Raw genomic sequence first — 25281 nt, forward strand, 5'->3', positions numbered from 1 at the left:
CTGATCCTTGGCTCATGGGCACCAGTAAATCTCTAGAGTGGGTTGCAAAAACGCGCGAATCGGCATGCCGGCAACATCGTCGCTGGCCAGCGCTTCGCTCAGGGTATGGAGTTTCGAATCGCCGGCAATCGACAACACGGTGTAACGGGCGCTGGCCAGCAATGCACGACTCATGGTCAGGCGCTGATGGGGCACGCTCGGCGCCAGCATCGGCCAGCACCGGCGGGAGCCATCGGGCTGCAGCGCTTCGGCCAGGTTCGGGCTGTTGGGGAACAGCGACGCGGTATGCCCGTCATCGCCCATGCCCAGCACCAGCACATCAATCGCCGGCAGTTCGGCCAGCAGGCGATCCGCCTGCTCGGCAGCGCCGTCCAGGTTCGCGGCGGCGCTGTAAAGGCTCAAGAACTTGGCCTTGGCCGCCGGGCCTTGCAGCAGATATTTCTTCAACAGGCCGGCGTTGCTGTCGGCATGTTCCACCGGCACCCAGCGCTCATCGGCCAGGGTAATGGTGACCTTGGACCAGTCCAGCCCCTGGCTGGCCAGGTTCTGGAAAAACGCCACCGGGCTGCGGCCACCGGACACCACCAGGGTCGCCTCGCCACGGGCACTGATGGCCGCGCGCAGTTGTTCGGCCACGTCGTTGGCCAAGCCTTCGGCCAGCAGTACCGGCGTGCGGTACTCATGGGGTGTTACGCCCTGGGGCAGTTTCAAATCAGATATCGCCATACCACGACCTCCCGTCCCGCGTGATCAGTGCAATGGAGCTCATCGGCCCCCAGGAACCCGCCGCGTACGGCTTGGGTGCATCACCGGATTTTTTCCACCCGGCGATCAACTGGTCACACCACTTCCACGCGGCTTCGATTTCATCTTTACGGACAAACAGGTTCTGATTGCCGCGCATCACTTCCAGCAACAACCGCTCGTAGGCATCGGGAATCCGTGCGCTGCGGTAGGTGTCGGAAAAATTCAGTTGCAGTGGCCCGCTGCGCAGTTGCATACCCTTGTCCAGGCCCTGCTCCTTGGTCATCACGCGCAAGGAAATACCTTCGTCCGGTTGCAGGCGGATGATCAGCTTGTTGCTGATCTGCAGGCGCTGTTCGGGGGCAAAGATATAGTGGGACGGTTCCTTGAAGTGGATAACGATCTGCGACAACTTTTGCGGCATGCGTTTGCCGGTGCGCAGGTAAAACGGCACCCCGGCCCAACGCCAGTTGCGGATATCGGCCCGCAGGGCGACGAAGGTTTCGGTGTCGCTCTGGGTGTTGGAGTTATCTTCTTCCAGGTAACCCGGCACCGGCTTGCCGGCGCTGTAGCCAGCAATGTACTGGCCGCGCACGACCTGGGTGGTCAGGCCTTCCGGGCTGATCGGCGCCAGGGCCTTGAGCACCTTGACCTTCTCGTCGCGGATGCTGTCGGCGGACAAGTCGGCCGGCGGGTCCATGGCGATCAGGCAGAGCAGTTGCAGCAGGTGATTCTGGATCATGTCCCGCAGTTGCCCGGCCTTGTCGAAGTAGCCCCAGCGGCCTTCGATACCCACCTGCTCGGCCACGGTGATTTCCACGTGGGAGATGTAATGCTGGTTCCACTGGGTTTCAAACAGGCTGTTGGCAAAACGCAGGGCGATCAGGTTCTGCACCGTCTCTTTGCCCAGGTAGTGGTCGATGCGGTAAGTGCGGTTTTCCGGGAAAAACTGCGCCACGGCGTCGTTGACCTTGCGCGAGGACTCCAGGTCCGAGCCGATGGGTTTCTCCAGGACCACCCGGGTATTTTCCGCCAGGCCGACCTTGGACAGGTTCTCGCAGATCGCGCCATACACCGCCGCCGGGGTGGCGAAGTAGGCGATCAGGCGTTGTTCGGTGCCGGCCTTGGCGGCCAGGGCCACGTAGTCATCGGCATTCATGAAATCGACATGCACATAGGCCAGGCGCGCGAGGAAGCGCGCAGCTACCGCTTCATCCAGTTCCTGACCGACGTATTTGCGCAGTTCGTGCTCGATGTGGTCCAGGTGCTGCTGCTCGGAGCCAGCTTCACGGGCCAGGGCCAGGATGCGGGTGTCGGCGTGCAAGAGCCCGGCGCCATCGAGTTGATAAAGGGCAGGAAATAACTTGCGCAGCGCCAGATCACCCAAGGCGCCAAACAGGGCAAAGGTGCAGGGTTCCACGGTTATCGAAGGCATGATGTTTGTTCTTTTATCAAGTTAAGCTACAAATACCTTTTTTCAAGGCATCACTCAAGGAAAAATGTAGTAATAACCACAACATTTTCCCAAAATACGCATTGCGAGTGGTGGTGTTCAACTACCCTCAGTAGGATAGGCCACCGCCAAGGGCCGCTCGTCGACCTGTTACTGGCCCTTACTTGCATCGTCGCCCGAAGGAAAGACTGAATGGACCGCGTGCGCAATCTTCTGGAACAGATCCGGAACCGCCTCGAAGAATTGAACAAGGCCGAGAAAAAAGTCGCCGAGGTCATCCTGCTCAACCCACAGCAGGCGACCCGCTTCTCGATCGCCGCCCTCGCCCAAGCCGCCTCGGTCAGTGAACCGACGGTCAACCGTTTCTGCCGCTCGTTCGGCGTCAGCGGTTACCCTGAACTGAAATTGCAACTGGCGCAAAGCCTGGCCAGTGGCGCGGCCTATGTCAGCCGCGCCGTGGAGGCCGATGATAACCCCGAGGCCTACACGCAGAAGATTTTTGGCAGCGCCATCGCTTCATTGGACAGCGCCTGCCAGGCCCTGGACCCCGCGCTTATCAGCAAGGCCGTGGACTTGCTGATCCAGGCACGGCAGATCCACTTCTTCGGCCTCGGTGCTTCGGCGCCAGTGGCCATGGATGCCCTGCACAAGTTCTTCCGTTTCAACCTGTCGGTGACGGCCCACGCCGACGTATTGATGCAACGCATGATTGCCTCGGTGGCGCATACCGGCGAGCTGTTCGTGATCATTTCCTACACCGGCCGCACCCGCGAGCTGGTGGAAGTGGCGCGCATTGCCCGGGAGAACGGCGCCTCGGTGCTGGGCGTGACGGCCGAGAACTCGCCATTGGCCAAGGTCAGTACGGTGAGCTTGAACATACCGCTGCCGGAAGACACCGACATCTATATGCCAATGACCTCGCGGATCATTCAGTTGACAGTGCTGGATGTGCTGGCGACCGGCATGACCTTGCGCCGTGGTGTGGATTTCCAGCCCCATCTGCGCAAGATCAAAGAGAGCTTGAATGACAGCCGGTATCCGGTGGGGGATGAGTTCAACTAAAGCTGGAATCGCCTCCAGCAGGGCCAGCCCAGCCCGCTACCTTGTGGGAGCGGGCTTGCCCGCGATGAGGCCCAGGGCAACACCACTAACCCCCCGCCCGGGCCTGCAAACTCAAATGCGCCCTCTCCCCCGGCGCCAGGCTGGCCCCAGCCATGGCCGACTCCACGCACACAAAGCCCGACGCCTCGTTAAAGCTCACCCCCAGCAATGGCCGGCTGCCCGGATGCCAGACCACCGTGTCGGCACTGTCGCCAGTGTCGATGCACAGTTCGCGCTGCCAGGCGTGGTCTTTGAGCTGCAACTCCCCCTCATGCTGGAACACGCGCTGGCAGCCGCCATCGACGCGCAACTCACCTTGCTGCTGGCAAACCTGACGACTCAACTGGTCGTAACCCTGCGCCCCGTCGAGCCCAGACAGCGCTATCTCGCCCACGTTGCCAATCCGCCAATAGGCGTGCAAAGCGTGGCTCAACTGGCACGGCAGCTCATCCTGATGCTCGGTGCTCAGGCGCAGTTCGAGGGTTTCGCCCAGGTGCGCATGCAGGTCCACCTGCCAATCGCACAGCTGCAATTGCCAATGCAGGCGCACACCGTCGTCATCGGTGCTGCTGTCCAATAGCTTCCAGTCAATCAAGCGTGCCCAACCATGGGAGGGCCAGGCGTTTTCGCTGGGATGGCGGCCGTACCACGGCCAGCACACTGGCACCCCGCCACGGATCGCCCCGACCTGCGGCCACTTGGCCGCGCACCACAGCCATGGCTTCTGGCCCGTGGGTTGGAAGTGCAGCAACTGCGCGCCCTGGCGGCTGAATACCGCCTGGCACAGGGGGTGGTCAATCACCAATACGTCGCGCATCTGGAAGCGCTCCCAGGCGAATATCGGTTGCTCGCGCAGGGATTTGAAAAAGCGTTGCAGCGGATGCTCATGCATGTGCCACGGTCCTGTAGATCACTATCGCTCACCTCTTTGGTGAACCTGTGGGAACTGGCTTGCCAGCTCCCACACGCGTTATGCGCACCCGCTCAAAAAAAAGCGGATAGCCATGGCTACCCGCAAAATGCGCACAGAGGAAGGAGCTTATCGCAACCGCGTTAGAACACCGACTGAATTTTCAGACCGGCGACCAAGGCGTTGTCGACTTTATCCACGCCACCTGGGTGGGTGACGTATTGCAGGTTGGGACGCACGGTCAACCAGTTGGTGACGTGGAAGCCGTAGTTGATTTCGTAGTTGTACTCGGTGCCGCGCAGTGGCGCATAACCTGCCTGGCTGTAATCGGTGAAACCGCCCGCTTCGTTCAACAGCTGGGCGTTCTTGCGCACGTCATCGTTGACATGCAGGCGAGCGGCGCCAATGCCGACGTCATCTTTTGGACGCGCATCGAATGGGCCTTTGTACACCAGCATGATCGACTGATAGTTGTCGACCGTGTTGGTTTCCTTGTCGTGGAAGGTGGCGTTGGCCGCGATGTTCAGGCCACGGGAAGCGTCGCCGTTATGGGTGGTGAGCTGCTGCTGGGCAACGAACCAATAGCCTTTTTTGCTGCTGCGGGTACGGTAGTCTGCGCCAGTGGTGGCCGCATTGTCGCCGTTGACGTCTTCACGTACGTCGGGAGCATCGGCGGCGCTCTTGTAGTAACCCACACGGTATTCGCCCGGCAGGTTATTGACCTTCGGCGACCAGACCAGCTCCACCGGAATCACGGTGCCCTTGGTGCCACTGCCGCTGAGCTTGAAGCCGTTGCCGTGCTCCAGCTGCGAGGGGTTCTGGTTGTACGCGCCGATCTGCGCATACAGCTCAGGCGTGATGTGGTACTTCACGCGGATCGCGGCCTGGCTGACCGGCCAGTTGTACCAGGTGTTGACGTAGTTACCCACTTGGGAGCCGCAGAACGAGAGGTTCTGGAAGTCGCACGGGAAGGTGTTGAAGTCTTCGCCTTCACCGAAGTAACCGAGTTTCACATCCAGCTTGTTGTCGAACATCTGGTGCTGAATCCAGAACTGGGTCAGGCGCACCATATGGCCACGGCCGTACACTTCTTGAGACGAACTCAAGGTGCCGGCACGCGGGTCGCCAATGCGGTCATTGGAGATGTTGCGGCCATTACGGCTGGTCATCTGGATCTTGGCCTGGGTGTTGTCCCAGCCCCAGAGTTTTTGCAGGTCCAGCGCTACGCCGAGGCCGAACTGGTCAGCATAACGACCGGTCTTGTCATCGTTGTAGCCGCCGTGGGCGTTGTAGCCCGCTTCCCCAACGTAGTCGGCCTTGATGTCGATACCCCGCTCGATCAGCTTGGTCCGCTCGCCGCCCCAATCGCCGGTCATCCATTTGGAATCGGCACTGAAGGCCTCGTCTGCCATCGCATTGGCGGACAAAACCAGCGCTGCCGCTGCTGACAGCTGGCAGATCAAGCGAGTGTTGTTGTGTTGCTTTTTCATCCCTACATCCTCGTCTTTATTGTTATTAACTGTTTTTATCTAACGCGGTTTACAGCTATTTCCGAAACATCCACATCGAATGTGTGGGAGCGGGCTTGCTCGCGATGGCATCACTGCGGTGTGCCTGGTAGACCGAGCGGCCTGTATCGCGGGCAAGCCCGCTCCCACATTTTGATTTTCAGCGGCCTTTAAATTGGGTGACGTTGTCGGCGTGTGGCACTGGCACTGACGCGGCGGTGCCCAGGCGTTCGCCGGTCTTGGCGTCGAACAGCAGCACCTTGGCCGGATCGAACTGCAAGGTCAGGCTCTCGCCCACTTGCGGCGCCACATCTGGCGCCAGGCGGCAGCAGACCTTGGTGTCATTGAGCTGCACGAACACCAGGGTGTCCGGGCCTGTGGGCTCGGTCACCTGGACTTCGGCACGAATGCTCGGCAGGCCATTGCCCTCGCCGCTGGCCAGGACAATTTGCTCCGGGCGCAGGCCGAGGATCACATCGCGGTCTTCAAGACCCGCATCGTTCATGCCCAGTGGCAATTCGCAACGCGCCTGACCGCTGTCGAGCAGGGCCAGCAGGCGGCCCTCCTTGCGTTGCAGGCGCAGGGGGATGAAGTTCATCGGCGGCGAGCCGATAAAGCTCGCCACAAACAGGTTGGCCGGGTCGTTGTAGATGTCTTTCGGCGTGCCGAACTGCTGGATGATCCCGTCCTTCATCACCGCCACTTTGTCGCCCAGGGTCATCGCTTCGATCTGGTCGTGGGTCACGTAGACCGTGGTGGTTTTCAGGCGCTGATGCATCAGTTTCATTTCGGTGCGCATCTCGACCCGCAGCTTGGCGTCGAGGTTGGACAGGGGCTCGTCGAACAGGTAGATCTTCGGCCGCCGCGCCAGTGCCCGGCCCATGGCCACGCGTTGTTGCTGGCCGCCCGAGAGCTGGCCCGGCTTGCGATTGAGCAGGTGCTCGATCTGCAGCAGCTTGGCCACCCGCGCCACTTCCTCGTCGATGTCGGCCTGGCTCATCTTGCGGATTTTCAGGCCGAACTCGATGTTCTCGCGCACGCTCATGGTCGGGTACAGGGCGTAGGACTGGAACACCATGGCGATATCCCGGTCCTTGGGGCTCATGCCGCTGACGTCCTGGTCACCGATCATGATCGCGCCGCCGCTGATGTTTTCCAGGCCGGCGATGCAGTTCATCAGGGTCGACTTGCCGCAGCCCGAGGGCCCGACAAGAATCAGGAACTCACCGTCCTTGATCGACAGTTCGATGTTCTTCAGGGTGTCCGGCAGGCCGGCACCATAGGTCTTGTTTACGTTGCGAAGTTCGAGCGTAGCCATGATTACCCCTTGACCGCGCCAGCCGTGAGGCCGCGCACGAAATACTTGCCTGCGACCACATAGACCAGCAGGGTCGGCAGCCCGGCGATCATCGCCGCCGCCATATCAACGTTATATTCCTTGGCCCCGGTGCTGGTGTTGACCAGGTTGTTCAGCGCCACCGTGATGGGCTGCGAATCACCGCTGGAGAACACCACGCCAAACAGGAAGTCGTTCCAGATCTGGGTGAACTGCCAGATCAGGCAGACCATGATGATCGGGGTCGACATCGGCAGAATGATCCGACGGAAGATGGTGAAAAATCCTGCGCCATCCAGGCGCGCAGCCTTGACCAGCGCATCCGGAATGCTCACGTAGTAGTTGCGGAAGAACAGCGTGGTGAATGCCAGGCCGTAGACCACGTGCACGAACACCAGGCCGGTGGTGGTGCTGGCCAGGCCCATTTTGCCGAGGGTGAACGAGGCCGGCAGCAAGACGGTCTGGAACGGCAGGAAGCAGCCGAACAACAACAGGCCGAAGAACAACTGCGAACCGCGAAAACGCCACATCGACAGCACGTAGCCGTTCAACGCACCGATGGTGGTGGAGATCAGCACCGCCGGGATGGTGATCATGAACGAGTTCCAGAAGTACCCGTTTACCGTGGCCCAGGCCTTGACCCAGCCGATCCCGGTAATCACCGTCGGCCAGCTCAGCAGGTTGCCGGTGCTGATGTCTTCCGGGGTCTTGAAGCTGGTCAGCAGCATCACCACCAGCGGCACCAGGTACAGCACCACGGCGAGGATCAGCACCGCATGGATCGCCAGGCGGCTGAAGCTGATGGAAGGTTTGGCGAGACTAGTCATGGCGCTTGGTCCTCAGCTCGGAGTACAGGTAAGGCACGATGATCGCGAGGATCGCGCCGAGCATCAGGATCGCACTGGCCGAGCCCATGCCCATCTGGCCGCGACTGAAGGTGAAGGAATACATGAACATCGCCGGCAGGTCGGACGAGTAGCCAGGGCCACCGGCCGTCATTGCCGCCACCAGGTCAAAGCTCTTGATGGCGATGTGCGCAAGGATCATCACCGCGCTGAAGAACACCGGGCGCAGGCTGGGCAGCACCACGCTCCAGTAGATACGCGGCAGGCTCGCGCCGTCGATCTGTGCGGCACGGATGATCGACTGATCAACCCCACGCAGGCCGGCGAGGAACATCGCCATGATAAAGCCCGAGGCTTGCCATACCGCCGCAATCACCAGGCAATACACCACGCGGTCCGGGTCGATCAGCCAGTCCAGCCGGAAGCCTTCCCAGCCCCAGTCGCGCAGCAGTTTGTCCAGGCCCATGCCGGGGTTGAGCAGCCATTTCCAGGCAGTACCGGTGACGATCATCGAGAGCGCCATCGGGTACAGGTAGATGGTGCGGATAAAGCCTTCGCGGCGGATGCGCTGGTCGAGAAAGACCGCCAGCAGCACGCCGATCACCAGGGTGATGCCGATAAACATGCCGCCGAACAGCGCCAGGTTTTTGCTCGCCACCCACCAGCGGTCGTTGTCGAACAACCGTGCGTATTGCGCCAGGCCCACCCATTTGTAGGTGGGCAGGAAGGTGGAGTTGGTGAACGACAGCACGAACGTCCACAGGATGTAGCCATAGAAGCCCACCAGAACGATGAACATGCTCGGGGCCAGCACCAGTTTGGGGAGCCAGCGCTGCAATGCATCGAACGGCGAGGCCTTGCTGAACACAGCAACAGAACTCATGGGGAAATCCAGGGCAGGGAATAAGGGACTAATGGATAACCTTGTGGGAGTCGGCTTTGGGTGGGGGCTGGTTTGCCTGCGATGGCATCACCTGAGTGTCACTGCTACACCGAGGCGCTTGCATCGCGGGCAAGCCCGCTCCCACACTGAAACCGATTGCCCCTAGGGGTTACTTGGCAGACTTGATCGCCGCGCCAAGTTTCTTGGCGGTGTCGGCCGGGTCGGCTTTCGGGTCGTTGATGAAGTTGGTCACCACATCAAAGAACGCGCCCTGCACCGCCAGCGTGGTCGCCATGTTGTGCGCCATGCTCGGTTGCAGGCCGCCGGACTTGGCATCCACCAGGAAGTCCTTGGCCGCCGTCTGGGCGCAGCTGTCGAAGCCATATTTGGCCATGTCGCCGAGCATGTCGTTGCGCACCGGGATCGAGCCCTTGTTGATGCTGAAGACCTTCTGGAAGTTCTCACCCAGCACGACCTTGGCGATGTCTTGCTGACCGGCCGAGGTACCGGCATTTTTCTGCTTGAACACCGCCAGGGAGTCGATGTTGTAGGTGAAGGCCTTGTCGGTGCCCGGGAAGGCTACGCACTCGTAGTCCTTGCCGGCGATTTTCTTGGCGGCTGTCCACTCGCTCTTGGCCCAGTCACCCATGATCTGCATGCCGGCCTTGCCGTTGATGACTTTGGCGGCTTCCAGGTTCCAGTCCTGGCCCTTGCCGTCGGCGTCCATATAGGTCGCGACCTTTTTCAGCTCGGTCAGCGCCTTGACCATGTCCGGGCCGGTCAGGGTCGCGTTGTCGAGGTCGACCAGGGCTTTCTTGTAGCCGTCCACGCCCATGACCGAGAGCACCACGGCTTCGAACACCGTACTGTCCTGCCAAGGCTGGCCACCGTGGGCGAGCGCAATGAAGCCGGCAGCCTTGAGCTTGTCACCGGCGGCATAGAATTCTTCAAGGGTCGTAGGGTTTTTGCTGATGCCGGCTTTCTTGAAGACTTCAGGGTTGATCCACAGCCAGTTGACGCGGTGGATATTCACCGGCACGGCCACGTAATCACCTTCGTACTTCACCGTGTCGGAGACTTTCTTGTCGAGCAGTTCGTCCCACTTTTCGGCCTTGGCCACGTCCTTCAGGACGTCGGTGTCGAGCAGCCCGGTGGACGCCCATTCCTGGATGTCGGGGCCTTTGATCTGGGCTACGCCTGGCGGGTTGCCGGCGACCGCGCGGCTTTTCAGCACGGTCATGGCCGTGGCACCGCCGCCGCCTGCGACGGCCCCGTCTTTCCAGGTAAAACCGTCTTTCTCAACTTGGGCCTTCAGGACATCCACCGCCGCCTTCTCACCGCCCGAGGTCCACCAATGCACAACTTCAACCGTCCCTTTGGAGTCGGCGGCAAATGCACTGAGGGGAAACAACGAGGCAATGGAAATAGCAACGGCGAGGCGATTAATCGCGTTCATCTGAGTACCTTTTTCTTGTTGTTATGCATGCAAGTCTGGAGCTTGCGCTGCATAGGATTCTAAACAGGGATTTTTGCCAGGCACGTAACAAAGGGACGGGCAAATGTCACCACTTGGTGACATAGCAACCGGCCCCCAGCGCACTGGCCATGCTTGGGGATAACGGCAGGCCCGGCAGCAATACGGCCTGCCAGGCATGGTACAGGTCCGGCTTGCCCCCCCAGATTTTGCTGGCGGGCAGGTTTTGCGGGTCGAGTTCGTGGTGCCAACTGCCCTGGACCCGGTCGATCAGGTGGGTTTCACAGAACTCCCAGAAGCGCCGGTACCAGACCTCGTAATGCCACTCGCCGGTGCGCTTGAGCAGGGCCTGGGCGGCCGCGCTGGCTTCGGCGTGGGTCCAATGCAGACGCTCGCGCACCACCGGGCGGTAGTGCCAGTCCAGGGTGTAGACCAGGCCCGGGCCACCGTCCACCGACCAGCCATACTCGCAGGCGCTGGCGAACAAAGCCTTGGCATCCTCCAGCAACCACGCTGGCGTGACGAGCCCCGCCTGCTGGCGTGCGGCTTCAAGGTGCAACACCAGGCGCGCCCATTCAAAGCCGTGCCCGGGAGTGATGCCGTAGGGGCGAAAGCCGTCGGCCGGGTTGTCTTCGTTGTAACGGTGCAGGGGTTGCCAATAGCGGTCGAAATGCTCGATCACCATAAATTCATTGGCGGCGGCGTGCCGATGGATCACCCGTTCGACAATACGCAGCGCCCGCCCCAGCCAGCGCGTGTCGCCGGTGACATCGGCCAGGGCCAGAAAGGCTTCGGTGGCGTGCATATTGCTGTTGGCGCCGCGATAGGCTTCTTCACCGCTCCAGTCCCGGGCGAAGGATTCAAGCATTGCGCCCTCCTCCTCGCACCAGAAATGCTGGTCGATGATCTGCATGGCATCCGTCAACAGAGCTTGCGCCCCAGGGGCACCCGCCACCACGGCGGAACTGGCGGCCAGGGCGACAAAGGCGTGCAGGTAGGCGGCCTTGCCCGTATTGCCATCACCCGCGCCGGCGACGGCAAACCAGCCGCCATGCTCGGCATCCCGCAACGGGCCGCCGAGGCTGGCCACACCGTGCTCCACCAGCTCGGCATAGCCCGGCAGCCCTTGGGCGTGAGCCATGGCGAAGCTGTGGGTCATGCGGGCGGTGTTCATGGTTTCGGCGTGGGCATCGACGGGCAGACGGCCCTGTACATCGAGGTTGCCGAAGCCTTCAGGCAGCCGCGAGGCCTTGGCAAAACCCAGCAGGCGCTGGCCTTCGGCGGCGAGCCAGGCGTGATGGGCAGGGGCGTTCAGCCAACTGCTGGCAGGCAGTGGTTGCATGATCATGGGTGGCCCTTTTTGTTTTTATGGGATGACCGCAGTCTAAACAAGGGTCGGGAGAGGGCATGTAACGAAAGAGCGAGGAAATGTCACCGATTGGTGACATTGGCAAGAGCCGGCAAGCCGGCCCCAAGAGTAACAATGGCGTCACTGGCCCAGGGGCGTGACCTTGGCCGGCGCACTCACTTCCCGTTGCAGGTTCTGCATCTGGGTTTGCAAGGTGGTGATGTTGCGGGTGGTCTGGATACGGAACACGTCGAACTCTTTATTCGACGGCCCTTCGGTGGCGGCGCGGTTGTCCAGTTCGCTCTTGACCACCAGCAGGTCCTGTTCCAGGCGTGCAATGGCCGTGGCCGGATTGCCCTGCTTCTTCAAGGCGGCCACCTCCGTGCCCAGTTCCTTGACGTCGGCATTCAATTTGGCGGCTTCGGCCTGTGCGGCCTTGAGGGCGGTCAATTCATTGACCAGGCTCAGCACCTGGGCCTGCAACTGGGTATTGGCGGTGGCCAGGTCCGTGGTGCTGGCACTCATCTGCGCCAGGCGCTTGTCCAGGTCGGTGGCCTGGCCCGCCACGCCCAACTGCTGCTTGCCCTGCTCCAGCAATTGGCTTTCCAACTGCTTGATCTGCAGCTTGAGCGCTTCGCTACCGGTATTGACGATGGCCTCACTGGCCACCACCTTGCCGGAAATGTCCTGCAAGCGGCCGGCGGCTTCTTCGCTGATGCGTGCAAAGCTTTCCTGGGTGGCCACCAGTTGCTGCCCCATCAGGGAGATCTGCTGGAAACTCCACCAGGCCAGGCCCACGAAGGCGAACAGCAGCGCGCCGACCAGGGCCCACAACGGCCCGGTACTGGCACTCTTGACCTTGACCACCGGCGCCGGGCGCGAGCGGATGGAGGTGGCAGCTGTCGGCACAAAATCATCGTCATCGCCAACGTCGGCCCGCAGGCTCGGCACATTGTCGAAGTCGTCTTTAGTATCGTTACGCATGAATCAACCTTGAGATAGCCACATAAAAAACCAAGCGGCGGGAGTATAAACCCCTGGCCCGTCGCCTTGGTCGAGCGGCAACCGAAAAATCGGTTCCCGGTGTTGCGAAGGCTACTGGGAGCCCGGTTCCTGGACTTTCCACCAGTGGCAAAATTCGTCGAGCGCTGTCCACAGGCTGACCCTGGGTTGGTAATCGAGGTAGTGCTGCGCGCGGCTGATGTCCAGGGTGAAATCCTTGTTCATCACCTGCATGCCCAGGCGTGACAGTGACGGCTCCGGACGCCCCGGCCACATCGCGCAGAAGGCTTCATTGAGCGCCGCGACGCTGTAGGACAAGCCGTAGGAACGGTAACGCGTGACCTGGGGCATTTCCATCTGGCGCATCACGTAGTTGATCACGTCCCACACCGGCACCGGCGTGCCATTGCTGATGTTATAGGCCTTGCCCAACGCCGAGCCAGTGGCCAGCAGGCTGCTGAGCAGGGCCTCGTTGAGGTTGTGCACACTGGTGAAATCAACCTTGTTCAGGCCGTCGCCGACGATGGCCAGGCGGTTTTTGCGCTGCATTTTCAACAGTCGCGGGAAGATGCTCATATCCCCGGCCCCGGTGACAAAGCGCGGGCGCAGGGCCAGCACTTCTAGGCCGAACTCCTGGGCACCGAAGACTTTTTGCTCGGCCAGGTACTTGGTGGCCGCATAGGGATGCTTGAAACGCTTGGGCACTTGCTCTTCGGTCAGCCCCAGGTGATCGCGGCCATCGAAATAGATCGACGGCGACGACAAGTGCACCAGGCGCCCGACCCGCTGTTTCAGGCAGGCTTCGACCACGTTTTCGGTCACCTGCACATTGCCCTGGTAAAAGTCCTGGTAACGCCCCCACAACCCTACGGCACCGGCACAATGCACGACGGCTTCGACGTCGCGGCACAGGTTGCGCACCAGATCCGGATCATTCAGATCACCCTGGATAAACTCGGCGCCGCGCCGTACCAGGTGCTCGACACCCTCGGCCCGCCGCCCGTTGACCCGCACGTCCAGGCCCTGCTCCAGGGCGAAGCGCGCAAAGCGCCCGCCAATGAAGCCGCTTGCGCCGGTGACCAGAATTTTCATGTATTACTCCGTGTTCTTTACATTTTTCATCGCAGTTGCGTTGACGCCAGCCGTCACCCCAACGGCACCAACAACTGGCCGGTCGCCCGCGCCAGATGTTCGGTCAACAAGCCGAGCAATTGCCCACCGCTGCGCCAATGATGCCAGTACAACGGCACATCAATGGGTTTATCTGGCAATAACTCCACCAACACCCCACGCTGCAGTTGCTCACGCACCTGTAACTCCGGCACCAGCCCCCAGCCCAGGCCGGCCTCGGCCAGGCGGATAAACCCTTCGGAAGACGGGCATAAATGGTGTTCGAAACCGCCGTCCACGCCCAGCGAGGCGAGGTAGCGATGCTGCAGGAAATCATCCGGGCCAAATACCAGCGCCGGGGTCCGGGCCAACTGATCGGCGCGCACCCCGCCGGGAAAGTGCCGGGCGATAAACGCCGGGCTGGCCAGGGCCCGATAGCGCATGGCCCCCAGCAGCAGGCTGCGGGCACCGGCCACCGGGCGCTCGCTGGCGCAGACGCAGGCCGCCACTTCGCCGGCGCGCATGCGCTTGAGGCCGACGGTCTGGTCTTCCACCACCAACTCCAGCAACACATGCTGTTCGGCGCAAAAATCCCCCACCGCCTGCCCCCACCATGTGGCCAGGCTGTCGGCGTTGATGGCAATCCGTAGGCGCTCCGGCATGCCCTCCTCGTCCAACGCCGGCACCTGGCTTTGCAGGTCGCGCTCCAGCAGGCGCACCTGCTGCACATGGTTGAGCAGGCGCCGGCCGATTTCCGTGGGGGTGGGCGGCGTTGCGCGCACCAGTACTGGCTGGCCGATACGCGCTTCGAGCAATTTGATGCGCTGGGAAATGGCCGATTGCGACACGCCCAGCACCTGGGCGCCACGTTCGAAGCCGGCCTGTTCCACCACCGCCGCCAGGGCAGAGAGCAATTTGTAGTCGAACATCAGTTTTCCTAATGAGCGATGAGCAATATTGGTTTTTCTTATACAGCGCCAGACCGGAGAATGACCAGCATCCCGTGTTTATCTTCTTTCAAGGATCTTCCAATGGCTGGCGAAACCGCCCTGGCAACCCTACTGCGCAGCATGAGCCCACAGCTCAACGCGGGCGACTATGTGTTCTGCACCCTGGCCGACAACCGCCTGCCCGCCTGCGAAGTGATCGGCAGCTTTCGCGAACAGGAAGGCTTGACGGTGATTGTCGAGCGCCAACAGGCCGAACAGGCCGGCCTGGCCTTTGAGTATGTGGCGGCGTGGATCACCTTGAACGTGCATTCAGCCCTGGAGGCCGTCGGCCTGACCGCCGCCTTCGCCACTGCCCTGGGACGTGCCGGGATCAGTTGCAACGTGGTCGCCGGCTACTACCACGACCATTTGTTTGTCGGCCGCAACGATGCCGAGCGGGCAATGGATGTATTGAAACAACTGGCAGCGGGCGCGGAGTAAATCCTATGTGGCAAAGTTATGTGAACGGCTTGCTGGTGGCCCTCGGGCTGATCATGGCTATCGGTACGCAAAACGCGTTTGTGCTGGCGCAGAGCCTGCGTCGCGAACATCACCTGCCAGTGGCGGCCTTGTGCGTGGTGTGTGATGCGCTGCTGGTGGCCGCCGGGGTATTTGGCCTGGCGACGGTGCTGGCGCACAACCCGTTATTGCTGGCGATTGCCCGCTGGGGCGGCGCGGCTTTCCTGCTGTGGTATGGCGCCCTGGCCTTGCGCCGCGCCTGTTCGCGGCAAAGCCTGGGGCAAGGCGAGAGCCAGAAGGTGCGCTCATTGCGCGCGGTGATGCTCAGCGCCCTGGCCGTAACCCTGCTCAACCCTCATGTGTACCTGGACACGGTGTTACTGATCGGTTCCCTGGGCGCCCAGCAAACCGAGCCGGGCGCTTATGTCGCAGGCGCCGCCAGTGCGTCGTTCCTCTGGTTTTCCGCCCTGGCCCTGGGCGCGGCGTGGCTGGCCCCGTGGCTCGCGCGCCCGGCGACCTGGCGCCTGCTGGACCTTTTGGTGGCGGTGATGATGTTCAGCGTGGCCTATCAATTGATCAGCACCTGAGGAATATTCCAAAACGCTCTGGAACCTCTATCCCACACAGTTGTTGCGTGGTTTTGCCGCACCCCCGGTGCTATGATCCAGCCCCTGCGCCGCAAAGAGTACAAACTCCCCGGCGCTTGTTTGGCCGCCCGTGATCGGCCTTGCGCTCACCGCAACTGACCTGATTAGGAGAATTATCATGGCTTTCGAATTGCCGCCGCTGCCCTACGCACACGATGCCCTGCAGCCGCACATCTCCAAGGAAACCCTGGAGTATCACCACGACAAGCACCACAACACCTATGTCGTGAACCTGAACAACCTGGTGCCTGGCACCGAGTTCGAAGGCAAGACCCTGGAAGAGATCGTCAAATCCTCTTCGGGTGGCATCTTCAACAACGCCGCCCAGGTCTGGAACCACACTTTCTACTGGAACTGCCTGGCGCCAAACGCCGGCGGCCAACCGACTGGCGCACTGGCCGAGGCGATCAACGCCGCTTTCGGTTCGTTCGACAAGTTCAAGGAAGAGTTCACCAAGACTTCGGTCGGCACCTTCGGTTCCGGTTGGGGCTGGCTGGTGAAAAAGGCTGACGGTTCCCTGGCCCTGGCCAGCACCATCGGCGCCGGCAACCCGCTGACCAGCGGCGATACCCCGCTGCTGACCTGCGACGTCTGGGAACACGCCTACTACATCGACTACCGTAACGTGCGTCCAAAGTATGTGGAAGCGTTCTGGAACCTGGTCAACTGGAAGTTCGTTGCCGAGCAGTTCGAAGGCAAAACCTTCACTGCGTAAGTAACCCTTGCAGTAAAAAAGAGCCCGGCAATTGCCGGGCTTTTTTGTGCCAGATTGAAACCACCTCACCCCAACACCCGTGGAACTCACCGACAGGAATTGACCACTGAGCCGGTGAGAGAAATAACTCCCTCATCTATTTTAGGAGTATCAACCATGCTTGGAATAATGGAACTCGCCAAGGGCGCCATGCCAGGGATCGGAGAGCTTGTGGGTGCCTTGGCGGGAGTGCTGGGGAATGCAATAAAGGGCAAGTCAGGTGAAGACGAGGAGAAAGAACCCGGCAAAATAGCCGAAGATGTACACGCCAAAGTCGATATGCAGATTACCTACCCGCACCCTTGAGGCCATCGACGTGCTCTTGCGACAGGCAGAAAAGCCTACGCCTGTACGCCCGCCAGCCGTGCAAAAGGGCGGAAGATTTGATCCGCCCATCGCCTTCCAGATCTTGCCCCGCTAGCGTCCAGACGCCACGCACCGCAATGTTCCTTTGACTGCCACCACGGGATTGCCAATACTCATGGCATATTGAGGCTACCCGCATGGAACAAGGAATAACCCTTTGAAGCTGGAACTCAAAAACAGCTTGTCGGTGAAGTTGCTCCGGGTGGTGCTGTTGTCGGCACTGATAGTGGGCGTGGCACTAAGCGTGGCGCAGATCGTCTTTGATGCCTACAAGACGCGCCAGGCGGTGGCAGGCGATGCCCAGCGCATCCTCGACATGTTTCGCGACCCCTCGACCCAGGCCGTCTACAGCCTGGACCGTGAGATGGGCATGCAGGTCATCGAAGGCCTGTTTCAGGATGATGCGGTGCGCATGGCCTCTATTGGCCATCCCAATGAACCCATGCTCGCCGAAAAAAGCCGGGACTTGCAGCAGTCCCCCAGCCGCTGGCTGACGGACGTGATTCTGGGCCGGGAACGCAGCTTTACCACCCCGCTGGTAGGGCGCGGGCCTTATAGCGAGTATTACGGCGACCTGAGCATCACCCTCGACACCGCCACCTATGGCCGGGGCTTTATCGTCAATTCGGGGATCATTTTTATCTCCGGGGTGCTGCGCGCCCTGGCCATGGGCCTGGTGTTGTACCTGGTCTATCACTGGCTGCTGACCAAGCCCCTGTCGCGGATCATCAGCCACCTGAGTTCGATCAATCCCGACCGCCCCAGCGAGCACAAGATCCCGCAACTCAAGGGCCACGAAAAGAATGAACTGGGGCTGTGGATCAACACTGCCAACCAGTTGCTGGCGTCTATCGAGCGCAACACCCATTTGCGCCACGAAGCAGAAAACAGCCTGTTGCGCATGGCCCAGTACGACTTTCTTACCGGCCTGCCGAACCGCCAGAAACTGCAGGAACAGTTGGACAAGATCCTGGTCGACGCCGGGCGCCGACAACGCCGGGTCGCGGTGCTGTGCGTGGGGCTGGATGACTTCAAGAGCGTCAACGAGCAGTACACCTACCAGGCCGGCGACCAGTTGCTGCTGGCCCTGGCCGACCGCTTGCGTGCCCACAGTGGGCGCCTCGGCGCCCTGGCGCGCCTGGGCGGCGACCAGTTCGCCCTGGTCCAGGCCGATATCGAGCAACCCTACGAAGCCGCCGAGCTGGCACAGAGCATCCTCGATGACCTGGAAGCCGAGTTCGCCCTCGACCACGAACAGATCCGCCTGCGCGCCACCATCGGTATCACCTTGTTCCCCGAAGACGGCGACAGCACCGAGAAACTGCTGCAAAAGGCCGAGCAGACCATGACCCTGGCCAAGAGCCGCTCGCGCAATCGCTATCAGTTCTATATCGCCAGTGTCGACAGCGAGATACGCCGTCGCCGCGAACTGGAGAAAGACCTGCGCGAAGCCCTGGGCCGCAACCAGTTTCATCTGGTGTACCAACCGCAGATCAGCTATGCCGATCATCGCGTGGTCGGCGTCGAGGCGCTGATTCGCTGGCAACACCCGGAACACGGCCTGGTGCCACCGGACCTGTTTATCCCGCTGGCGGAACAGAACGGCACCATCATCCCCATTGGCGAGTGGGTGCTGGACCAGGCCTGCCGGCAATTGCGCGAATGGCATGACCAGGGCTTTACCGAGCTGCGCATGGCGGTCAACCTGTCCACGGTGCAACTGCACCACGCCGAACTGCCACGGGTGGTCAACAACCTGCTGCAGATCTATCGCCTGCCGCCGCGCAGCCTGGAACTGGAAGTGACCGAGACCGGCCTGATGGAAGACATCAGCACCGCCGCCCAGCACTTGCTGAGCCTGCGCCGCTCCGGCGCGCTGATTGCCATCGACGATTTCGGTACCGGCTACTCGTCACTGAGTTACCTGAAAAGCCTGCCTCTGGACAAAATCAAGATCGACAAGAGCTTTGTCCAGGACCTGCTGGACGACGACGACGATGCGACCATCGTGCGGGCGATCATCCAGCTGGGCAAAAGCCTGGGCATGCAGGTCATCGCCGAAGGTGTGGAAACACCCGAGCAGGAAGCCTACATCATCAGCGAAGGCTGCCACGAAGGTCAGGGCTATCACTACAGCAAACCCCTGCCCGCCCGTGAGCTGGCGGCCTACCTCAAGCAAGCCGAGCGCAATAACGCCGCCATCCTGTAAAGCCTTAATGCCGCCCAAGGCACGGCCTTGGGCGGCTGGCGCCTGACTATGAAACTTTTCCTGCGTTAACCCTTTACAGAAAATGCAAATCTTTCGCATTATGTTGCAGTTTTGCGCGCTGCACTGCGCCCCGATCCACTACCGAAGCAGGATGTTCGCCATGATTCGTATGCCCCTGGCCACCGCCAGTCTGCTGGCCATCGCCATTTCTCTCGCCGGCTGCGGCGAGGGCAAAGACAAGGCTGCCGCGCCTCAGGCGCCGACGCCAACTGCCAGCACTACCGCTCCAGCGGCTGCCGCTACCGCCGGCCAGGTTGACGAGGCGGCCGCCAAGGCAGTCGTCGCGCATTACGCAGACCTGGTGTTCGCGGTGTACAGCGACTCCGAGTCCACCGCAAAAACCCTGCAGACCGCGATCGACACCTTCCTCGCCAACCCCAACGACGAGACCCTGAAGGCCGCCCGTACCGCCTGGATCGCCGCGCGCGTACCGTACCTGCAGAGCGAAGTGTTCCGCTTCGGCAACACCATCATTGACGATTGGGAAGGTCAGGTGAACGCCTGGCCGCTGGACGAAGGCCTGATCGACTATGTCGACAAGTCCTACGAACACGCCCTCGGCAACCCGGGCGCCACGGCCAATATCATCGCCAACACCGAGATCCAGGTCGGCGAAGACAAGGTCGACGTCAAGGAAATCACCCCGGAAAAACTCGCCAGCCTCAATGAGCTGGGCGGCTCCGAAGCCAACGTCGCCACCGGCTACCACGCCATCGAATTCCTGCTGTGGGGCCAAGACCTGAACGGCACCGGCCCTGGCGCCGGCAACCGTCCAGCGTCGGACTACCTGCAAGGCGACGGCGCCACCGGTGGGCATAACGAGCGTCGCCGCACTTACCTGCGCGCCGTGACCCAACTGCTGGTCAGCGACCTCGAAGAAATGGTCGGCAACTGGAAACCCAACGTCGAAGACAACTACCGCGCCACCCTGGAAGCAGAACCTGCGACCGACGGCCTGCGCAAGATGCTGTTCGGCATGGGCAGCCTGTCCCTGGGTGAACTGGCGGGCGAGCGCATGAAGGTGTCCCTGGAAGCCAACTCGCCGGAAGACGAGCACGACTGCTTCAGCGACAACACCCACAATTCGCAGTTCTACGACGCCAAGGGCATCCGCAACGTCTACCTGGGCGAGTACACCCGCGCCGATGGCACCAAGCTGACCGGCGCCAGCCTGTCGTCCCTGGTGGCCAAGATCGACCCGGCCGCCGATGCAGCCCTCAAGGCTGACCTGGCTGCTACCGAAGCGAAGATCCAGGTCATGGTCGACCACGCCAACAAGGGTGAGCACTACGACCAGTTGATCGCGGCCGGCAACACGGCGGGCAACCAAATCGTGCGCGATGCCATCGCCGCCCTGGTCAAGCAGACCGGCTCCATCGAGCAAGCAGCTGGCAAGCTGGGCATCGGAGACCTGAACCCGGATACCGCTGATCACGAGTTCTGATCCACGCGGTTTGAATGAGGCGGCCTTCGGGTCGCCTTTTTTGTATTCATCGTTTGCCCTCGCCACCTCCCCTGTAGGAGCTGGCTTGCCTGCGATGGCGGCGGTTCAGTCAAGCATTCGGGCCTGACCCACCGCCATCGCAGGCAAGCCAGCTCCCACACAAGCCAGCTCCCCATTAAGCCAAGTCCTACATCATATCCGCGCCCCCTTTGCAGCCCCCGGTTTACAAGCCCTGCACCGTAGGTAGAATGGCGCCTCCGACTGTTACCCGAGCGCTATTCATGGCAATGCCGACCCTGCGGATCATTGGTTTCATCATCGGCATCTTCCTGATTACCCTCGCGGTCGCCATGGTCGTGCCCATGGCCACCCTGATATTTTTCGAGCGCACCAGCGACCTGCCGTCCTTTCTCTGGGCCAGCATGATCACTTTTATCGCCGGCCTGGCCCTGGTGATTCCCGGGCGCCCGAAGCAGGTGCAACTGCGCCCCCGGGACATGTACCTGCTGACGGTCAGCAGTTGGGTGGTGGTGTGCATCTTTGCCGCGCTGCCGTTTTTGCTGACCCAACACATCAGCTATACCGACTCGTTCTTTGAAAGCATGTCCGGCATCACCGCCACCGGCGCCACCGTGCTCAGCGGCCTGGACACCATGTCGCCGGGCATCCTGATGTGGCGCTCGATGCTGCACTGGCTCGGCGGCATCGGTTTTATCGGCATGGCGGTGGCGATCCTGCCGCTGCTGCGCATCGGGGGCATGCGCCTGTTCCAGACCGAATCCTCGGACCGCTCCGAGAAGGTCATGCCGCGCTCCCATATGGTGGCGCGCCTGATTGTGGCGGCCTATGTGGGGATTACCATCCTCGGCAGCCTCGGGTTCTGGTGGGCCGGCATGGGCCTGTTCGACGCGATCAACCACGCGATGTCGGCCATTTCCACCGGTGGGTTCTCCACCTCCGATGAGTCCCTGGCCCACTGGAAACAGCCGGCGGTGCATTGGGTGGCGATCGTGGTGATGATCATGGGCAGCCTGCCGTTTGCCCTGTATGTCGCGACATTGCGTGGCAACCGCAAGGCGCTGATCAAGGACCAGCAAGTACAAGGTTTGCTGGCGATGCTGCTGGTGACCTGGGTGGTGCTCGGCACCTGGTACTGGTGGACCACCAACCTGCACTGGCTGGATGCACTGCGCCATGTCGCGCTGAACGTCACGTCCGTGGTGACCACCACCGGCTTTGCCCTGGGCGATTACAGCCTGTGGGGCAATTTCTCGCTGATGCTGTTCTTCTACCTGGGCTTTGTCGGCGGTTGCTCGGGCTCCACCGCCGGCGGGATCAAGATCTTCCGCTTCCAGGTCGCCTATATCCTGCTCAAGGCCAACTTGAACCAGTTGATTCACCCAAGGGCGGTGATCAAGCAGAAATACAACGGCCATCGCCTCGACGAAGAAATCGTGCGCTCGATCCTGACGTTCTCGTTCTTCTTCGCCATCACCATCTGCATGATTGCCCTGGCCCTGTCGCTGCTGGGCGTGGACTGGATGACCGCCTTGACCGGCGCCGCCAGTACCGTCTCCGGTGTAGGTCCGGGGCTGGGGGAAACCATTGGCCCGGCTGGCAATTTCGCGACCCTGCCGGACGCCGCCAAGTGGATCCTGTCCCTGGGCATGCTGCTGGGCCGGCTGGAGATCATTACGGTGTTGGTGCTGTGCATTCCGGCGTTCTGGCGCCACTGACACTCACCGACGTAGCCTGCAGCCGCGCCCGGTATTCGCCGGGCGTGGCATCGAACCAGCGGCGAAACGCGCGGAAGAAGTTACTCGGGTCGGCGAACCCCAGCAGGTAGGCGATTTCCAGCAGGGTCATGCTCGGCTGCGCCAGGTACTGCTCGGCCAGCTCGCGGCGGGTGTCGTCGAGCAAAGCCTGGAAGCTGGTGCCCTCCTCCTGCAAGCGCCGCTGCAAGGTGCGCTGGGACAAGTGCAACGTCTGCGCCACCACCTCACGCTTGGGCTCGCCCTGGGGCAACAGCCGGCACAGCACCTGGCGAGCCTTGTGGGTCACCCGGCTCTCGGAAAACCGCGCCAGGTACTCCCCGGCAAATCGATCGTGCAGCAGCGCCATAGCCTCATTGGCGGTGGGCAACGGCGCTTCCATGTCCGCCCGCTCGAAGATCAGCGCGTCATACGGCGCGTTGAACACCAGCGGTGCATGAAAGGCCTGCTTGTAAGGCTCCAGGTCCACTGGCTGATCACCCTGCACCAACACCTTGCGCGGCTGCAGCGTGCGCCCGGTCAACCAGCCACATAACGCCAGGGCACAGGCCAGTGAAGCCTCGGCGCTTTGCCGGGTGGGTGGCAGATGGTCGCCGTGGACCGTAAGGATCAGCGCATAGCCTTCGGGTAACAGGCGGAAACTCAGGTCGGCACTTTCGGCAATGATTCGCTGGTAACGCACCAGCCGGGCAAAGCCTTCAGCCAGGGTGCTGCTGGACATCAAGGCATAACCCGCCACATGGAAGGACGCCGGACGCACCACCTTGCCCATATTCAAGCCAATGGCCGGATTGCCCGACAGCTCAACCGCGCGCTGCCAGAGCCGGGTCATGGAGTCCTGGGGGAAACGCGCATCGGGGTCATCCAGGGCGCGGTAATCCAGGCCCAGCTGTTGGAACAGGGCACGGCAATCCAGGCCATCGAGCTCCAGCGCCTTGACTATCCCCATCGCCCAACTTGCAGAAGTGGTTCGTTCGTTCATGGCGTTTTCTTGCGCGCGTTCTATGAAGGGACGGCTGAAACCGCAGCCCGGAACCCAAGGATACTAAAGTGGCGTCTATTGTCACTGGCCCTTGCCTGTAATGACTCTAGACTCAAATAAGCTCCCCGCCGAACATCCGTCGGGCACAACAACAAACAGAGGGCCGGCCAACGTGGAAAATGTCAGACAATTCAATAGCTTCGCCGAGTTCTATCCGTATTACCTGAGCGAACACGGCAACAGCACCTGCCGGCGCCTGCATTTTATCGGCACCAGCCTGGTGATTTTTATTCTCGCCTTCGCCGTCGGCAAAGGTGCCTGGTGGCTGCTGTGGGTGTTGCCGGTGGCCGGCTACAGCTTTGCCTGGATCGGCCACTTCTTCTTTGAAAAGAACCGCCCGGCCACGTTCCAGCATCCGTTCTACAGCCTGCTGGGCGATTTCGTGATGTACCGCGACATGATTCTGGGCAAGGTACCGTTCTAAACCCGCAAAACAATAAGAGACATGTCGATGAGCCAACAGGCCCGCTTTACCCATATGCAGGACGGCACCCAGGAAGACTGGGCAATCATCGCTGCCGACTTCAGTGCCTACGCCCGCCAACTGCCCGGACGGATCCTCGCGCACCTGCGCCTGCTGGAAGGTGACTTCGGCGGTTTCCCGGTGGACCGCCTGACCCATTCCCTGCAAACCGCCAGCCGCGCCTGGCACGATGGCCGCGACGAAGAATATGTGGTCTGCGCGCTGCTCCATGACATCGGCGACACCCTGGGCTCCTACAATCACCCGGACATTGCCGCCGCCATCCTCAAGCCGTTCGTCAGCCCGCAGAACCTGTGGATGGTGGAAAAGCACGGGATTTTCCAGGGCTACTATTTCTTTCATCATCTGGGCATGGATCGCCACCTGCGCGAGCAATTTGGCGAACACCCGCAGTACGAGCAAACCATCGAGTTCTGCGCACTGTATGACGCGGCGGCGTTCGACCCCGCCTATGCCACCCTGCCCCTGAGTTTTTTCGAACCGAAGCTGGCGCGGGTCTTTGCCCAGCCAAAAAACTCGCTCTACAAGGCCGCCATGGAACGCCAGGCCAGCCTGTGACCTCTTGTCACTTGCGCCGGGTAGATGAAGGTTTGCGCATTTGGCGAGATAAAAGTCTTTTTGTCATTTGCAGTGCTGTATCCTGCCCAGGCTTTGTGAAAAGCGTGGCACATCTGCAATTGCACAACAGACCTTGCGAGGAGCGACGACGATGCACGAAATTCCCAATCTCCCCTTCCCAAGCCTGCACGAGACTGAGCAGCCAACCCCGCAACAGGCCGGCAGTGACAAACAAGCGCCGGCACAGGCAACACCGGTCGACAGCGATAGCGACGACTGACCGCAGCACCCAGACCGTGTGGAAAGCGTGACATTGCGCGCTTTCCACACCGCCTGAATCAAGAGACACGCCACATGCCCGATACCCCCCACAATTCCCCCGATGAAGCGTTACTCGGCGCCGCCCTGCAAATGGTCGACGTCTGGAGCCGCCTCAGCCCGGAAAAACAGGCGCTGCTGCTCAAGCGCTTTGGCACCCAGGAAAACGCCCTGGCCGCGCTGGTGACCACGCGCATGCTCGACCCCGAAACCCCCTGATTTTTATCCTGTGGCGAGGGGGCTTGCCCCCGTTGGGCTGCGCAGCAGCCCCCCTGTCAGGTAAACCGAGGTGGCTGGTTTTGGGGCGGCTACGCCACCCAACGGGGGCAAGCCCCCTCGCCACAGCAAGCCCCCTAGCCACCACAAGCCCTCTGGTTACAGTAAGCCCCTTTGCCACAGTTGCCGTGGTGAATGATTTTCTGGCAGCGTAAAGCACCGGTATCATAAGCAACCTATCTTTTCCTG

At 61.4% G+C, this 25281-nt stretch carries 25 protein-coding genes; 12 read left to right on the forward strand and 13 right to left on the reverse strand.

Annotation, left to right across the window (positions count from 1 at the left end; genetic code table 11):
- Nucleotides 1-12: 12 nt before the first annotated feature.
- Both pgl and zwf read right to left on the reverse strand, forming a co-directional pair.
- Nucleotides 13-726 (reverse strand): 6-phosphogluconolactonase, encoded by a 714-nt coding sequence (gene pgl, locus K1X80_RS21835; protein WP_057960486.1) that lies wholly within the window; start codon nt 724-726, stop codon nt 13-15.
- The gene (zwf, locus tag K1X80_RS21840) at nt 713-2179 is read right to left on the reverse strand and encodes a glucose-6-phosphate dehydrogenase (RefSeq protein WP_057960487.1); all 1467 of its coding nucleotides are present in this window, start codon (nt 2177-2179) and stop codon (nt 713-715) included. The genes pgl and zwf overlap by 14 nt, the downstream gene beginning before the upstream one ends.
- A gap of 219 nt (nt 2180-2398) precedes the next feature.
- Between zwf and K1X80_RS21845 the strand changes: the two genes are divergently transcribed.
- Nucleotides 2399-3259, forward strand: a complete 861-nt coding sequence (locus K1X80_RS21845) for a MurR/RpiR family transcriptional regulator (protein WP_169866643.1) — start codon at nt 2399-2401, stop codon at nt 3257-3259.
- Between the two features lie 85 nt (nt 3260-3344).
- On the opposite strand, the gene K1X80_RS21850 is transcribed toward K1X80_RS21845, so the two are convergent.
- From K1X80_RS21850 to K1X80_RS21895, 10 genes are all read right to left on the reverse strand, one after another.
- Nucleotides 3345-4190, reverse strand: coding sequence for a D-hexose-6-phosphate mutarotase (locus K1X80_RS21850; protein ID WP_057960488.1), 846 nt, complete (start codon nt 4188-4190; stop codon nt 3345-3347).
- A 161-nt stretch (nt 4191-4351) separates the two neighbouring features.
- The gene (locus tag K1X80_RS21855; protein WP_057960489.1) at nt 4352-5698 is read right to left on the reverse strand and encodes a carbohydrate porin; all 1347 of its coding nucleotides are present in this window, start codon (nt 5696-5698) and stop codon (nt 4352-4354) included.
- Nucleotides 5699-5876: 178 nt separating this feature from the next.
- Entirely contained in the window at nt 5877-7034 is a 1158-nt protein-coding gene (locus K1X80_RS21860) for an ABC transporter ATP-binding protein (RefSeq protein WP_128593440.1), read from the reverse strand.
- Nucleotides 7035-7036: 2 nt separating this feature from the next.
- Entirely contained in the window at nt 7037-7879 is an 843-nt protein-coding gene (locus K1X80_RS21865) for a carbohydrate ABC transporter permease (protein WP_057439965.1), read from the reverse strand.
- The gene (locus K1X80_RS21870; protein WP_029296391.1) at nt 7872-8780 is read right to left on the reverse strand and encodes a carbohydrate ABC transporter permease; all 909 of its coding nucleotides are present in this window, start codon (nt 8778-8780) and stop codon (nt 7872-7874) included. Before K1X80_RS21870 ends, K1X80_RS21865 begins: the two co-directional genes overlap by 8 nt.
- Nucleotides 8781-8949: 169 nt before the next feature.
- Nucleotides 8950-10236 (reverse strand): ABC transporter substrate-binding protein, encoded by a 1287-nt coding sequence (locus K1X80_RS21875; protein ID WP_057960491.1) that lies wholly within the window; start codon nt 10234-10236, stop codon nt 8950-8952.
- Nucleotides 10237-10342: 106 nt separating this feature from the next.
- On the reverse strand, nt 10343-11602 hold the full coding sequence (locus K1X80_RS21880) for an AGE family epimerase/isomerase (protein WP_057960492.1): 1260 nt from the start codon (nt 11600-11602) through the stop codon (nt 10343-10345).
- A 141-nt stretch (nt 11603-11743) separates the two neighbouring features.
- Nucleotides 11744-12586, reverse strand: coding sequence for a hypothetical protein (locus K1X80_RS21885; RefSeq protein WP_057439969.1), 843 nt, complete (start codon nt 12584-12586; stop codon nt 11744-11746).
- Between the two features lie 111 nt (nt 12587-12697).
- Nucleotides 12698-13696 (reverse strand): NAD(P)-dependent oxidoreductase, encoded by a 999-nt coding sequence (locus K1X80_RS21890; protein ID WP_057439972.1) that lies wholly within the window; start codon nt 13694-13696, stop codon nt 12698-12700.
- A 53-nt stretch (nt 13697-13749) separates the two neighbouring features.
- On the reverse strand, nt 13750-14643 hold the full coding sequence (locus K1X80_RS21895; RefSeq protein WP_057439973.1) for a LysR family transcriptional regulator ArgP: 894 nt from the start codon (nt 14641-14643) through the stop codon (nt 13750-13752).
- 102 nt (nt 14644-14745) lie between these two features.
- Here K1X80_RS21895 and K1X80_RS21900 point away from each other — a divergent pair, with 102 nt between their 5' ends.
- The 7 genes from K1X80_RS21900 to K1X80_RS21930 all read left to right on the forward strand — a co-directional run bounded on the left by K1X80_RS21900 (nt 14746) and on the right by K1X80_RS21930 (nt 22378).
- Nucleotides 14746-15144, forward strand: a complete 399-nt coding sequence (locus K1X80_RS21900; protein WP_057960493.1) for an ACT domain-containing protein — start codon at nt 14746-14748, stop codon at nt 15142-15144.
- Between the two features lie 5 nt (nt 15145-15149).
- Nucleotides 15150-15749, forward strand: a complete 600-nt coding sequence (locus K1X80_RS21905) for a LysE/ArgO family amino acid transporter (RefSeq protein WP_170060095.1) — start codon at nt 15150-15152, stop codon at nt 15747-15749.
- A gap of 178 nt (nt 15750-15927) precedes the next feature.
- Nucleotides 15928-16524: a superoxide dismutase gene (locus K1X80_RS21910; protein ID WP_003212997.1), complete on the forward strand. Its 597-nt coding sequence runs from the start codon at nt 15928-15930 to the stop codon at nt 16522-16524.
- Nucleotides 16525-16680: 156 nt separating this feature from the next.
- Nucleotides 16681-16869: a hypothetical protein gene (locus K1X80_RS21915; protein WP_057439976.1), complete on the forward strand. Its 189-nt coding sequence runs from the start codon at nt 16681-16683 to the stop codon at nt 16867-16869.
- 217 nt (nt 16870-17086) lie between these two features.
- Nucleotides 17087-19138: a bifunctional diguanylate cyclase/phosphodiesterase gene (locus tag K1X80_RS21920; RefSeq protein WP_057960494.1), complete on the forward strand. Its 2052-nt coding sequence runs from the start codon at nt 17087-17089 to the stop codon at nt 19136-19138.
- 160 nt (nt 19139-19298) lie between these two features.
- A complete protein-coding gene (locus tag K1X80_RS21925) occupies nt 19299-20642 on the forward strand; it encodes an imelysin family protein (protein ID WP_120734466.1) in 1344 nt (447 codons plus the stop codon).
- A gap of 281 nt (nt 20643-20923) precedes the next feature.
- Entirely contained in the window at nt 20924-22378 is a 1455-nt protein-coding gene (locus tag K1X80_RS21930) for a TrkH family potassium uptake protein (RefSeq protein WP_057960495.1), read from the forward strand.
- On the opposite strand, the gene K1X80_RS21935 is transcribed toward K1X80_RS21930, so the two are convergent.
- A complete protein-coding gene (locus tag K1X80_RS21935) occupies nt 22335-23396 on the reverse strand; it encodes an AraC family transcriptional regulator (protein ID WP_057960496.1) in 1062 nt (353 codons plus the stop codon). The genes K1X80_RS21930 and K1X80_RS21935 overlap by 44 nt on opposite strands.
- A 172-nt stretch (nt 23397-23568) precedes the next feature.
- On the opposite strand from K1X80_RS21935, the gene K1X80_RS21940 reads away from it, so the two are divergent.
- From K1X80_RS21940 to K1X80_RS21950, 4 genes are all read left to right on the forward strand, one after another.
- Complete coding sequence (locus K1X80_RS21940; protein ID WP_057439981.1) at nt 23569-23880, forward strand: DUF962 domain-containing protein; 312 nt, start codon at nt 23569-23571, stop codon at nt 23878-23880.
- A gap of 27 nt (nt 23881-23907) precedes the next feature.
- Nucleotides 23908-24498: an HD domain-containing protein gene (locus K1X80_RS21945; protein ID WP_186625462.1), complete on the forward strand. Its 591-nt coding sequence runs from the start codon at nt 23908-23910 to the stop codon at nt 24496-24498.
- A 151-nt stretch (nt 24499-24649) separates the two neighbouring features.
- Entirely contained in the window at nt 24650-24778 is a 129-nt protein-coding gene (locus K1X80_RS28310; RefSeq protein ID WP_258558642.1) for a hypothetical protein, read from the forward strand.
- A 74-nt stretch (nt 24779-24852) separates the two neighbouring features.
- Nucleotides 24853-25035 (forward strand): hypothetical protein, encoded by a 183-nt coding sequence (locus K1X80_RS21950; protein WP_115128812.1) that lies wholly within the window; start codon nt 24853-24855, stop codon nt 25033-25035.
- Nucleotides 25036-25281: the final 246 nt, after the last annotated feature.

It is taken from the genome of Pseudomonas sp. So3.2b, assembly GCF_019464415.1.
Lineage (GTDB): Bacteria > Pseudomonadota > Gammaproteobacteria > Pseudomonadales > Pseudomonadaceae > Aquipseudomonas > Aquipseudomonas shahriarae.

What these genes read in the sequence shown, in the direction of transcription:
- pgl (WP_057960486.1), bottom strand. Translation starts at nt 726, where the DNA reads ATGGCGATATCTGATTTGAAACTGCCCCAGGGCGTAACACCCCATGAG.
- zwf (WP_057960487.1), bottom strand. Translation starts at nt 2,179, where the DNA reads ATGCCTTCGATAACCGTGGAACCCTGCACCTTTGCCCTGTTTGGCGCC.
- K1X80_RS21850 (WP_057960488.1), bottom strand. Translation starts at nt 4,190, where the DNA reads ATGCATGAGCATCCGCTGCAACGCTTTTTCAAATCCCTGCGCGAGCAA.
- K1X80_RS21855 (WP_057960489.1), bottom strand. Translation starts at nt 5,698, where the DNA reads ATGAAAAAGCAACACAACAACACTCGCTTGATCTGCCAGCTGTCAGCA.
- K1X80_RS21860 (WP_128593440.1), bottom strand. Translation starts at nt 7,034, where the DNA reads ATGGCTACGCTCGAACTTCGCAACGTAAACAAGACCTATGGTGCCGGC.
- K1X80_RS21865 (WP_057439965.1), bottom strand. Translation starts at nt 7,879, where the DNA reads ATGACTAGTCTCGCCAAACCTTCCATCAGCTTCAGCCGCCTGGCGATC.
- K1X80_RS21870 (WP_029296391.1), bottom strand. Translation starts at nt 8,780, where the DNA reads ATGAGTTCTGTTGCTGTGTTCAGCAAGGCCTCGCCGTTCGATGCATTG.
- K1X80_RS21875 (WP_057960491.1), bottom strand. Translation starts at nt 10,236, where the DNA reads ATGAACGCGATTAATCGCCTCGCCGTTGCTATTTCCATTGCCTCGTTG.
- K1X80_RS21880 (WP_057960492.1), bottom strand. Translation starts at nt 11,602, where the DNA reads ATGATCATGCAACCACTGCCTGCCAGCAGTTGGCTGAACGCCCCTGCC.
- K1X80_RS21885 (WP_057439969.1), bottom strand. Translation starts at nt 12,586, where the DNA reads ATGCGTAACGATACTAAAGACGACTTCGACAATGTGCCGAGCCTGCGG.
- K1X80_RS21890 (WP_057439972.1), bottom strand. Translation starts at nt 13,696, where the DNA reads ATGAAAATTCTGGTCACCGGCGCAAGCGGCTTCATTGGCGGGCGCTTT.
- K1X80_RS21895 (WP_057439973.1), bottom strand. Translation starts at nt 14,643, where the DNA reads ATGTTCGACTACAAATTGCTCTCTGCCCTGGCGGCGGTGGTGGAACAG.
- K1X80_RS21900 (WP_057960493.1), top strand. Translation starts at nt 14,746, where the DNA reads ATGGCTGGCGAAACCGCCCTGGCAACCCTACTGCGCAGCATGAGCCCA.
- K1X80_RS21905 (WP_170060095.1), top strand. Translation starts at nt 15,150, where the DNA reads ATGTGGCAAAGTTATGTGAACGGCTTGCTGGTGGCCCTCGGGCTGATC.
- K1X80_RS21910 (WP_003212997.1), top strand. Translation starts at nt 15,928, where the DNA reads ATGGCTTTCGAATTGCCGCCGCTGCCCTACGCACACGATGCCCTGCAG.
- K1X80_RS21915 (WP_057439976.1), top strand. Translation starts at nt 16,681, where the DNA reads ATGCTTGGAATAATGGAACTCGCCAAGGGCGCCATGCCAGGGATCGGA.
- K1X80_RS21925 (WP_120734466.1), top strand. Translation starts at nt 19,299, where the DNA reads ATGATTCGTATGCCCCTGGCCACCGCCAGTCTGCTGGCCATCGCCATT.
- K1X80_RS21930 (WP_057960495.1), top strand. Translation starts at nt 20,924, where the DNA reads ATGGCAATGCCGACCCTGCGGATCATTGGTTTCATCATCGGCATCTTC.
- K1X80_RS21935 (WP_057960496.1), bottom strand. Translation starts at nt 23,396, where the DNA reads ATGAACGAACGAACCACTTCTGCAAGTTGGGCGATGGGGATAGTCAAG.
- K1X80_RS21945 (WP_186625462.1), top strand. Translation starts at nt 23,908, where the DNA reads ATGAGCCAACAGGCCCGCTTTACCCATATGCAGGACGGCACCCAGGAA.
- K1X80_RS28310 (WP_258558642.1), top strand. Translation starts at nt 24,650, where the DNA reads ATGCACGAAATTCCCAATCTCCCCTTCCCAAGCCTGCACGAGACTGAG.
- K1X80_RS21950 (WP_115128812.1), top strand. Translation starts at nt 24,853, where the DNA reads ATGCCCGATACCCCCCACAATTCCCCCGATGAAGCGTTACTCGGCGCC.